12 protein-coding genes are annotated in these 10835 nt (G+C 60.1%); 11 read left to right on the forward strand and 1 reads right to left on the reverse strand.

Translation table 11 applies throughout. The annotated features are described in order from the left end of the window. Window positions 1-103: 103 nt before the first annotated feature. The 3 genes from rpiB (at window position 104) to HX790_RS20365 (ending at window position 3556) form a co-directional block, all read left to right on the forward strand. The gene (gene rpiB, locus HX790_RS20355) at window positions 104-565 is read left to right on the forward strand and encodes a ribose 5-phosphate isomerase B (RefSeq protein WP_016969738.1); all 462 of its coding nucleotides are present in this window, start codon (window positions 104-106) and stop codon (window positions 563-565) included. Between the two features lie 63 nt (window positions 566-628). Next, on the forward strand, window positions 629-1609 hold the full coding sequence (locus tag HX790_RS20360; protein ID WP_017135920.1) for a sugar-binding transcriptional regulator: 981 nt from the start codon (window positions 629-631) through the stop codon (window positions 1607-1609). Between the two features lie 369 nt (window positions 1610-1978). Further along, a complete protein-coding gene (locus HX790_RS20365; protein ID WP_017135919.1) occupies window positions 1979-3556 on the forward strand; it encodes a TerC family protein in 1578 nt (525 codons plus the stop codon). Here the strand turns inward: HX790_RS20365 and HX790_RS20370 are convergent. Then, window positions 3504-3851 (reverse strand): co-chaperone YbbN, encoded by a 348-nt coding sequence (locus HX790_RS20370; protein ID WP_176992017.1) that lies wholly within the window; start codon window positions 3849-3851, stop codon window positions 3504-3506. The genes HX790_RS20365 and HX790_RS20370 overlap by 53 nt on opposite strands. 376 nt (window positions 3852-4227) lie before the next feature. On the opposite strand from HX790_RS20370, the gene HX790_RS20375 reads away from it, so the two are divergent. The 8 genes from HX790_RS20375 to HX790_RS20410 all read left to right on the forward strand — a co-directional run bounded on the left by HX790_RS20375 (window position 4228) and on the right by HX790_RS20410 (window position 10822). Then, window positions 4228-5076: a transporter substrate-binding domain-containing protein gene (locus HX790_RS20375; RefSeq protein ID WP_017135917.1), complete on the forward strand. Its 849-nt coding sequence runs from the start codon at window positions 4228-4230 to the stop codon at window positions 5074-5076. A gap of 52 nt (window positions 5077-5128) precedes the next feature. Continuing rightward, entirely contained in the window at window positions 5129-5791 is a 663-nt protein-coding gene (locus HX790_RS20380; RefSeq protein WP_017135916.1) for an amino acid ABC transporter permease, read from the forward strand. An 11-nt stretch (window positions 5792-5802) separates the two neighbouring features. Then, the gene (locus tag HX790_RS20385; protein WP_017135915.1) at window positions 5803-6465 is read left to right on the forward strand and encodes an amino acid ABC transporter permease; all 663 of its coding nucleotides are present in this window, start codon (window positions 5803-5805) and stop codon (window positions 6463-6465) included. Then, window positions 6462-7244, forward strand: a complete 783-nt coding sequence (locus tag HX790_RS20390) for an amino acid ABC transporter ATP-binding protein (RefSeq protein ID WP_017135914.1) — start codon at window positions 6462-6464, stop codon at window positions 7242-7244. The genes HX790_RS20385 and HX790_RS20390 overlap by 4 nt, the downstream gene beginning before the upstream one ends. Before the next feature lie 15 nt (window positions 7245-7259). After that, window positions 7260-7649: a RidA family protein gene (locus HX790_RS20395; protein WP_010210958.1), complete on the forward strand. Its 390-nt coding sequence runs from the start codon at window positions 7260-7262 to the stop codon at window positions 7647-7649. A gap of 166 nt (window positions 7650-7815) precedes the next feature. Next, window positions 7816-8580, forward strand: a complete 765-nt coding sequence (locus HX790_RS20400; RefSeq protein ID WP_017135913.1) for an IclR family transcriptional regulator — start codon at window positions 7816-7818, stop codon at window positions 8578-8580. Window positions 8581-8589: 9 nt separating this feature from the next. Further along, window positions 8590-9798, forward strand: coding sequence for an amino acid deaminase (locus HX790_RS20405; RefSeq protein ID WP_176992018.1), 1209 nt, complete (start codon window positions 8590-8592; stop codon window positions 9796-9798). Between the two features lie 118 nt (window positions 9799-9916). Beyond that, on the forward strand, window positions 9917-10822 hold the full coding sequence (locus tag HX790_RS20410) for a sugar kinase (RefSeq protein WP_176992019.1): 906 nt from the start codon (window positions 9917-9919) through the stop codon (window positions 10820-10822). Window positions 10823-10835 lie beyond the last annotated feature (13 nt).

A 10835-nucleotide genomic window follows, 5' to 3' on the forward strand; every position in this document is an offset into this window, starting at 1 on the left:
CTTGACAGAAGGGCCGCAATACCCGAGAAATAACTGAGCGAAATTTCATTGACTGATCAAATGATCAGTCTAAAGCACCTAAACGGCAGCGGAGCCAGACGCCATGAACACACCTTTCCCGGTGGCTATCGGATGCGATGAAGCGGGTTTTGAGCTCAAAGAGCTGTTAAAGCGCCATATCGAGGCGCTGGGTTACCCGGTGACCGACTTCGGCACCCACTCCACCGCGCCGGTGCTGTACCCGGACATCGCGCTGGCTGTGGCCACCGCCATCAATGCCGGGCAGCAACGCCTCGGCGTGCTGGTATGCGGCACCGGGATTGGCATGGCCATCTCGGCCAATAAAGTACTGGGCATTCGTGCGGCCCAGGCCCATGACACCTATTCGGCGGAGCGCGCACGCAAGAGCAACGATGCACAAATCCTCTCTATTGGCGCACGGGTGATCGGCGCCGAACTGGCCAAAAGCATCGTCAAATCGTTTCTGGAGTCGGAGTTTGAGGCGGCGCGTTCCGGGGCCAAGGTCGAGCGTATCAACGCGATCGAGCGCGATGGGCATCAGTAGTGGACGGGACGGGGCAAGAGTCGGGAGAATGGGTTTTTGACGCCGAAACGGAAGCCCGTCCCCATGAGTGACAGTACCCAGCGCATTGCCAGCGATATCGATCAGATGACCGAAGTGGCGATGCTCTATTACCTTGAGAACGTCACTCAGGAGGCCATTGCCAAGCGCTTCGACCTGTCGCGGGCCAAAGTCAGCCGCTTGCTCAAGCGTGCGCGCGATGAAGGAATTGTCGAGGTGCGGGTGTTGCAGCACCCGGCGATGAACAACGAGCTGGAGCGCGCGTTGGTGGAGCGCTTCAAGCTCGACCGCGCGTTGATCGCGGTCGACCACAGCGAACCCGACACCCAGCGCTCGGCCGTCGCCAGCCTGGTGGCCAATTACCTGAACAAAACCTTGAGCGACGGCATGATCGTCGCCGTCGGCATGGGCCGTAACGTTGGCGCGGTAGCCGACAACGTGTTCTTGCCGGTGACGCGCAACTGCACATTTGTCTGCGCGATTGGTGGTTCGCTCAAGGCGGGCGAATACATGAACCCCGACCATATCTGCCGACGCCTGGCCCTGCGTTTTGGTGGCGAGAGTGAAAGTCTGTATGCGCCGGCACTGGTGGCCAACCCGGAATTGCGCGGCGTGCTGATCAACAATGACACCGTGCGCTCAACCCTTGATCGGGCGCGGCGTGCAGACATCGCGCTGATCGGTATTGGCGACATGAGCGAGAACAGCAACATGGTGCGCATGGGCTGGTTCTCGCCGCAGGAGATCGCCCAGGCGCGCTTGTCCGGCACGGTGGGCGACATGATGGGGTATGACTTTATCGACATCCACGGCCAGCCGGCGGTCAACGCGATTCAAGGTCGGGTGATCGGGTTGACCGTGCAGGAGTTGTTTCGCATCCCGGATGTGGTGGCGATTGCCAGCGAGAACACCAAGGCGGCGGCGACGCTTGGCGCGTTGCGCTCGGGGGTGATTAATACGTTGGCGACCACGGTGACGAATGCGCACACGATTCTGGCGCTGGATGATGCGACGCGTAAGTCCTGAATGTACAAAGGTCAAAAACTGTGGGAGCTGGCTTGCCTGCGATACAGACAACTCGGTCTTTCAGTAACACCGAGGTGATGCTATCGCAGGCAAGCCAGCTCCCACAGGGGTTATGTGTTGGGTTTACAGATTTTGTAATAGTTTTGCAGTGTGGGAAATTTGAGTTTCGACTGTACGATTCAAGTCCTTTTCTCACTGCAGGACTTGCATGAACACCCTCTCGGAGCCTCCCAGTCGTCTTTCCCCAAGGCACCCACTGTCGCTGTTCCCGCTGAAGCATCCCGTATTCCGACTGCTAACCTTGTCCCGGTCCACTGACCGCGCCTTGCCGTGTCCGGCGTTCTGAAAACTTTAAAGAGACTCTATTAAATGGAATGGTTAGCGGATCCAACGGCCTGGCTCGGCCTGTTGACCTTGATTGTGCTGGAACTGGTGCTGGGCATCGACAACCTGGTGTTTATCGCGATCCTGGCGGACAAATTGCCGCCGGAGCAGCGCGACCGTGCGCGGTTGATCGGTTTGTCGCTGGCGTTGCTGATGCGTTTGGGCCTGCTGGCGAGTATTTCCTGGTTGGTGACGCTCACGCAGCCGCTGTTCGAGGTGTTCGACAAGAGCTTCTCTGGGCGTGACCTGATCATGTTGTTTGGTGGTGTGTTCCTGTTGTTCAAGGCCACCATGGAGTTGCACGAACGCCTTGAAGGCCATGTGGCGCAGCGCACGGGCAATGTGGCTTACGCCATGTTCTGGCCGATCGTGGCGCAGATCGTGGTGCTCGACGCGGTGTTCTCCCTCGACGCGGTGATTACCGCCGTGGGCATGGTGGATGAGCTGGCCGTGATGATGATCGCGGTGATCGTGTCCATCGGCCTGATGATCGTGGCGAGCAAGCCGCTGACCCGTTTCGTCAACGCGCACCCGACGGTCATTATGTTGTGCCTGGGCTTTTTGATGATGATTGGTTTCGCCCTGACCGCCGAAGGCCTGGGCTTCCATATTCCCAAAGGCTACCTGTACGCGGCGATTGGTTTCTCGATCCTGATCGAGCTGTTCAACCAGATTGCCCGCGCCCGTCGCAAGAAGTCGGCGCAGGGCACCTTGCCCGTGCGCCAGCGTACCGCCCATGCGGTGATGCGTTTGCTCGGTGGCCGCAGTTTGGCGGTAGAGGGCGTGGATGACGACGTTGCTGACCTGCTGGGCGAGCCGGATGCAGGCCAAGGCCCGCTGTTTGATCGACGTGAGCGCGTGATGATCAGCGGCGTGCTGCAATTGGCCGAGCGGCCGATCCGTACCTTGATGACGCCGCGGGCCAAGGTCGACTGTATCGATCTGGCGGACGACGCCGACACCATCCGGCAAAAACTGATGCATTCGTCCTATTCGCGCCTGCCGTTGATCCGCAACGGCGCTGTGGATGAGCCGTTGGGTTTTGTGCACAAAAAGGAACTGCTCAAGGAGTACCTGGCCGGTAATGAGCCTAACCTTGAGCACCTGGCGCGCCGGGCGGTCAATTTGCTGGAGAGCTTTTCGATCCTGAACGCGCTGGAGCAAATGCGCCAGGAGTCAACTCACATTGCGTTCGTGATCAACGAATTCGGCGACTTCATGGGCGTGTTGAGCATGACCGACATCCTTGAGTCCATCGCCGGTGAGTTGCCGGACGCCAGCGAAATCGAAGGGCCGGATATTGTCGAGGAGGGCGAGGGCTACCGCGCCAATGGCGCCTTGAACCTTAACCTGGTGCGCCAGCGTACCGGCTTCAAGGCTGCCGCAACCCAGGACTATCAAACCCTCGCCGGGTTGGTGATGAGCCTGCTCGACCGCCTGCCCGTGGTGGGTGATAGCCTGGAGCATGAGGGCTGGCGCTTGACCGTCGCGGCGGTTGAGGAGCGTCGGGTCATACAGGTGCTGTTATTTCCCTTGATGAATAATCCTCAAACAGGTCGCTGAAAAACGCATCAGCGTCTAAGGGGCGGCCAACAAGCTGCTCCTGCACCTTGCCAAACTGGTACACCAGCGTCGCCGGGGTGCCCGATACGCTGGGCACCCTCGGATTTCGGTCGGTATTCACGATCAGTGCTGTTACAGGGCCAGCGTATTGTTTGGCGATGGTCTCGAACCTCTTGTCGAGTCCAACGCAGCCCGGGCAATCGGGATGAGTGAATAACACGATGGCCGCCGCATATTTTTTCAGTTGCGCCTCGTAGTCCTCCAGATCGCTGTAAGTCATGCTTGCAATGCCCATAGGATTTCCTTGCGTGCCCGCTCATAGACGTTGGGTACATACGCTAGAACTGCCGGGCAGGGCCGTCTACTGTCAACCTTCACAGGTAGACATGCTCACGCATCCATGGCGCGCGCACTGCAAGGGTGCGCGGTAACACTGTTCTGGCGCACTCGATTGAGGGTTGTCACCGGTGTGTGGGGTCTTGGGTAGCAAGCCGATTCGAAAGGGTGGCGTAACGCCGCGTCCTGGCCAGTTAACTATCCATATGATTTAAAAAGAATTTATCCCTGACATTTTTTTCCGTTAGCGCGTGTGGCACACTTTCTGCTGTCTGTTCCGTTGTTACATACCAAGTTCCGGTATAGCGGAATACACAACTCCTGGAGTGCTTGTCATGCATCACCGACCTTCCGTGTTTAAAGCGTGTGTTTTTCTCTTCGCCGCATCGGCTTCCCTCGCAAGCGTTGTGCACGCGGCGGACAGCAAGCTCGATGATGTGCTCAAACGTGGGCATCTCATTGTGGGTACAGGCAGTACCAATGCGCCGTGGCACTTCCAGGGAGCGGATGGCAAGTTGCAGGGTTTTGATATCGACATCGGCCGAATCGTGGCTAAAGGTTTGTTCAACGACCCAAGCAAGGTCGAGTTTGTGGTGCAGTCCTCTGACGCGCGTATTCCCAACCTGCTGACCGACAAGGTCGACATGAGTTGCCAGTTCATCACCGTCACCGCCAGCCGTGCACAGCAGGTTGCCTTCACCCTGCCTTACTACCGCGAAGGTGTGGGCCTGTTGCTGCCGAACAACAGCAAATACAAGGAAATCGAAGACCTGCAAGCGGCGGGCGATGGCGTGACCGTGGCCGTGCTGCAAAACGTGTATGCCGAAGAGCTGGTGCACCAGGCGTTGCCAAAGGCCAAGGTTGACCAGTACGACAGCGTCGACCTGATGTACCAGGCGGTGAACTCCGGCCGTGCCGATGCCGCCGCCACCGACCAGTCCTCGGTCAAGTACCTGATGGTGCAAAACCCGGGCCGCTACCGCAGCCCGACCTACGCCTGGAGCCCGCAAACCTACGCGTGCGCGGTCAAGCGCGGCGATCAGGACTGGCTGAACTTCGTCAACACCGCGCTGCATGAAGCCATGACCGGCGTGGAATTCCCGGCCTACAAAGCCTCGTTCAAGCAATGGTTCGGTGTGGATTTGCCAGAACCTGCGATCGGTTTCCCGGTTGAGTTCAAGTAAATCGTAAATCCTGGGGCGTCGCTGACGGCGCCCCGAGCAGGTACTGCCGACCATGAACTATCAGTTGAACTTTGCCGCCGTGTGGCGTGATTTCCCCAGCTTGCTGGCGGGGCTCGGCCTGGGCCTCGAACTGGCCTTGCTGTCGATCGCCATCGGTTGCGTGATCGGCCTGATGATGGCGTTTGCCATGCTGTCCAAGCACCGGGCGTTGCGAATCTTCGCCTCGGTGTATGTGACGGTGATCCGCAATACGCCGATCCTCGTGCTGATCCTGTTGATCTACTTTGCCTTGCCCACACTGGGGATCCGGCTCGACAAGATCCCCTCGTTCATCATCACCCTGTCGCTGTATGCCGGTGCTTACCTGACCGAAGTGTTCCGCGCCGGGCTGTTGAATATTCCCAAGGGCTTGCGTGAAGCCGGCTTGGCCATCGGTTTGGGTGAGTGGCGAATCCGCGCCTACATCACCGTGCCGGTGATGCTGCGCAACGTGTTGCCGGCCCTGTCGAACAACTTTATTTCGCTGTTCAAGGACACGTCGCTGGCGGCCGCGATTGCGGTGCCGGAGCTGACCTACTACGCCCGCAAGATCAACGTCGAAAGCTACCGGGTGATTGAAACCTGGATGGTCACGACCGCGCTCTACGTGGCGGCCTGTTACTTCATTGCCATGCTGCTCCGTTACCTGGAACAGCGTCTGGCGATCCGTCGTTAAGGAGGGTTTGCATGTACGAGTCCCCAAGCTGGCTGCATGAGTTGTGGATCGCCCGGGATACGCTCTGGGCGGGGTTTCAAACCAGTATTTATTGCTCGGTGCTGGCGATTATCTTTGGCACGCTGATCGGTATCTTTGCCGGGTTGATCCTCACCTACGGCAAGTTCTGGATGCGCGCGCCGTTTCGTCTGTACGTCGACCTGGTGCGCGGTACGCCGGTGTTTGTGCTGGTGCTGGCGTGTTTTTACATGCTGCCGGCGCTCGGTTGGCAGATCAGCGCGTTCCAGGCCGGCGCCGTCGGGTTGACGCTGTTTTGCGGCTCCCACGTGGCGGAAATCGTGCGCGGCGCGCTGCAAGCCATTCCCCGTGGGCAATTGGAAGCGGGCAAGGCGATTGGGCTCACGTTCAAACAATCGCTGACCTACGTGCTGTTGCCCCAGGCGTTGCGCCAGATCCTGCCGACCTGGGTCAATTCCTCCACCGAAATCGTCAAGGCCTCGACCTTGCTCTCGGTGATCGGCGTGGCCGAACTGCTGCTCAGCACCCAGCAAGTCATCGCACGTACCTTCATGACCCTGGAGTTCTACCTGTTCGCCGGGTTTCTGTTCTTTGTCATCAACTACGCCATCGAGTTATTCGGTCGCTACATTGAAAAGCGGGTGGCCTTGCCATGAACCAACCTCAAACCAACCAACCGCTGCTGAACATTCGCGGCCTGCGTAAACAATACGGCCAGGTCGAAGTGCTCAAGGGCGTCGACCTGTCCATGCAGCGCGGCAACGTGGTGACGTTGATCGGCTCCAGCGGCTCGGGCAAGACCACTTTGCTGCGTTGCGTCAACCTGCTCGAAGAGTTCCAGGGCGGGCAGATCAGCCTGGACGGCGAGTCCATCGGCTACAGCGAAATCGCCGGTAAACGTGTGCGTCACCCCGAGCGGGTGATTGCCCAGCACCGTGCGATGACCGGCATGGCCTTCCAGCAATTCAACCTGTTTCCGCATCTGACCGCGTTGCAAAACGTCACCCTTGGCCTGCTCAAGGTCAAGAAGATGGGCAAGGACGAGGCTGTGGCCCTGGCCGAAAAATGGCTGGACCGCGTAGGTCTGCTGGAACGCCGCAACCACTTCCCCGGTCAACTTTCCGGCGGTCAGCAACAGCGCGTGGCGATTGCCCGCGCCATTGCCATGAACCCCAGCCTGATGCTGTTTGATGAAGTCACCTCGGCCCTCGACCCGGAACTGGTGGGCGAAGTGCTCAGTGTGATCAAGGGGTTGGCGGAAGAGGGCATGACCATGTTGCTGGTCACCCACGAAATGCGCTTTGCCTATGAAGTGTCGGACAAGATCGTCTTCATGAACCAGGGCCGCATTGAAGAGCAGGGGGCGCCGAAAGACATCTTCGAACGCCCGCAATCGCCGCGCCTGGCGGAATTTTTGAAGAACATTCGTTTTTAATCAGGAGCAATTTTTATGAGCATTACTCGTTACGGCGCCGGCAGCACCGCCGGTGGTGGCCAGCCGCGACCTTTCGCCCGCGCCGTGGAAGCTGACGGCTGGCTCTACGTGTCGGGCCAGGTGCCGGCGGTAGACGGTGAAATCATCACCGGCGGCATCATCGAGCAAACCCGCCAGACCATGCGCAACGTGGTGGCGATTCTGGAGGAGGCCGGTTACGAACTCAAAGACGTGGTGCGCGTCGGCGTATGGCTGGAAGACCCACGGGACTTCTGGAGCTTCAACAAAGTGTTCGGCGAATACTTCACCCCGGAACACGCCCCGGCACGCGCGTGTGTGCAGGCCAACATGATGGTGGACTGCAAGGTCGAGATCGATTGCGTGGCCTACAAGAAAAAAGGCTAAATGCCCCTCTCTTGAGATCACTGAAATCCAATGTGGGAGCTGGCTTGCCTGCGATGACGGCGTGTCAGGCAGCCCTGGGTAACTGAACCACCGCCATCGCGGGCAAGCCCGCTCCCACAGGGTATCACTGTGCAGCATTACCACTATGACCGGATCGACGACTGCCATGACCGAAGACACCATCAAACGCCGCGCCAAAGGACTGGACCGTGCATTCGATATCCTCGATTTTCTCAAGGAGATCGGCCAGCCCCTGCGCCCGAATGATATTGCCAGCGGCATCGGCAGCCCCAAATCCACCGTCTATGAACTGGTCGCGTCGTTGCTGGAGCGGCGCATTCTGGAAACGGTGGGCAAGGACGGTCACGTCTACCTCGGCCGCCAGCTGTACTTTCTCGGCCAGGCGCACCTGCGCCATTTCGACCTGACCCGCGAGGCCGACCACGCCTTGCAGGAGATCGTCAGCCAGACCCATGAAACCGCGCAGATGTGCCTGCTTAACGGGCGCAAATACACGGTGGCGCTGATGCGCGAAGGCGAGCGGCATTTTCGTATCTCCTCGGACATCGGCGAAAACGCGCCAATCCCCTGGACCGCTTCCGGGCGCTTGTTGCTGGGGCACTTGAGCGACCAGCAGATCATCGACCTGATCGACTACGACGACTTTATCCTACCGGACGGCCAGCGCCTGCCGCTGGAAACCTTCCTGGCGCAAATCCGTCAAGCCACCCTCGATGGGTTTTTCTCCTTCGACAGCGTGGCCGACACCTTCACCCATTGCTTTGCCGCCCCGGTGCGGGACGCGCAGGGCATCAGCATCGCGACCTTGTGCATCGTTGCACCGCGCGCCGATGCGACCAAAAACTACAACGACTATCGCCGGGTGTTGATCGACAGCGCCAATAACCTGGCCCGGCGTATCAACGAATAGGAGTACTTCATGTCTGCCCTCAATGCCGTTGAAAAAGGCGCCGCTGCCATTGGCGCCCATCTGGTCCGTGACGTCAGCCTGCCGGCCCTGGTGCTGCACCGCGATGCACTGGAACACAACATCCGCTGGATGCAGGCATTTGTCAGCAACAGCGGTGCAGAGCTCGCGCCCCATGGCAAAACCAGCATGATGCCGGCGCTGTTCCAGCGTCAGATCGAGGCGGGCGCCTGGGGCATCACCCTGGCCAACGCCGTGCAGACCCGCGCCGCCTATGCCGGTGGCGTGCGCCGCGTATTGATGGCCAACCAGCTGGTGGGCGCGCCGAACATGGCGCTGATCGCCGACCTGCTGGCGGACCCGCATTTTGACTTTCACTGCATGGTTGATCATCCGGACAACGTCGCTGACCTGGGGCTGTTTTTCGCCGCCCGTGGCCTGCGCCTGAACGTGATGATCGAATACGGTGTGGTCGGTGGCCGTTGCGGGTGCCGCAGCGAGCAGGAAGTGCGCGAGCTGGCAAAGGCAATCAAGGCCCAACCGGCCCTGGCCCTGACGGGTATTGAAGGCTACGAAGGTGTGATCCACGGCGAACACGCCGTCAGCGGCATCCGTGACTTCGCCGCCAGCCTGGTGCGCCTGGCCGTGGACCTGCAAAACAATGGCTCGTTCGACTTGCCCAAGCCGATCATCACCGCCTCGGGGTCGGCCTGGTACGACCTGATCGCCGAGTCGTTCGAAGCGCAAAACGCCGCCGGGCGCTTCCTCAGCGTGTTGCGCCCCGGCAGCTATGTGGCCCACGACCATGGCATCTACAAAGAAGCGCAGTGCTGCGTGCTTGATCGTCGCGGCGACCTCAACGAAGGCCTGCGCCCGGCCCTGGAAGTCTGGGCACACGTGCAATCGATGCCCGAGCCTGGCTTTGCGGTGGTTGCCCTGGGCAAGCGCGACGTGGCCTACGACGCCGGTTTGCCGGTGCCGCTCAAGCGCTACAAGGCCGGGATTGTGCCGGCTGAAGGCGATGATGTAACCGCGTGCAAAGTCACGGCGGTGATGGACCAGCACGCGTTCATGAGCGTGGCGCCGGGGGTTGAGTTGCGTATCGGCGACATCATCTCCTTTGGTACTTCGCACCCGTGCCTGACCTTTGACAAGTGGCAGGTGGGTTGCCTGGTGGATGAGCGGTTGCAGGTCGTTGAATCCTTGCATACCTGCTTCTAGACCGCGTCGTGGCTATCGCAGGCAAGCCAGCTCCCACATTTGAAGTTGAAATGTATTCCAACTGTGGGAGCTGGCTTGCCTGCGATGAGGCCCTCCAGCACACCGAGAGACCCAAGGCATGAACACAAACCCGCGCATCGCCCTGATCGGCGAATGCATGATCGAACTGCAACACCGCGCCGATGGCAGCCTGCAACAGAGCTTCGGCGGCGACACCTTGAACGCGGCGGTGTACCTGCGCCGCGAGTTGGGCACCGTTGGCACGGTCGACTACGTGACCGCCCTGGGCGATGACAGTTTCAGCGATGCCATGTGCCAGCAATGGACCGCCGAAGGCCTTGGCCTGGGCATGGTCCAGCGCCTGCCCGGGCGTCTACCGGGGTTGTACTGCATCCAGACCGACGCCAACGGTGAACGCAAATTCCTCTACTGGCGCAACGAAGCCGCTGTGCGCGACTGCTTTACCACGCCGGCAGCCGAGCCGATCCTGGCGGCGTTGCCGGACTACGACGTGGTGTATTTCAGCGGCATCACTCTGGCGGTACTGGGTGAAGTCGGGCGTGAGCGCTTGCTGCAAACCCTGATCGAAACGCGCCGGCGCGGTGGCAAGGTGTTGTTCGACAACAATTATCGCCCGCGCCTGTGGGCGAGTGTCGACGCGGCGCGCGCGGCGTATCACCAGGTGTTGGCCGAGGTGGATATCGCCCTGCTGACCGAGGATGACGAGCGCGCGTTGTTTGGTTATGCCAACAGCGAGCAGGTGTTCGCGGCGTACCCGGCGATTGCAGAAGTGGTGCTCAAGCGCGGGGCGGATGCGTGCTTGATCCGTTGTAATGGCGAGCGCTTTGCGGTGCCGGCGCTGAAGGTCGAGAAGGTGGTGGATACGACGGCGGCGGGGGACTCGTTCAGTGCGGCGTATTTGGCCAGTCGGCTCAAGGGCGGCTCGCCTGAACAGGCGGCGTTGGCCGGGCATCGGTTGGCGAGTAGGGTGATTCAGGTGCCCGGGGCTTTGATTGCGCGGTGAATGGCCGCCTGCG

This window comes from Pseudomonas sp. IPO3747, from assembly GCF_013385245.1.
Classification (GTDB): domain Bacteria; phylum Pseudomonadota; class Gammaproteobacteria; order Pseudomonadales; family Pseudomonadaceae; genus Aquipseudomonas; species Aquipseudomonas edaphica.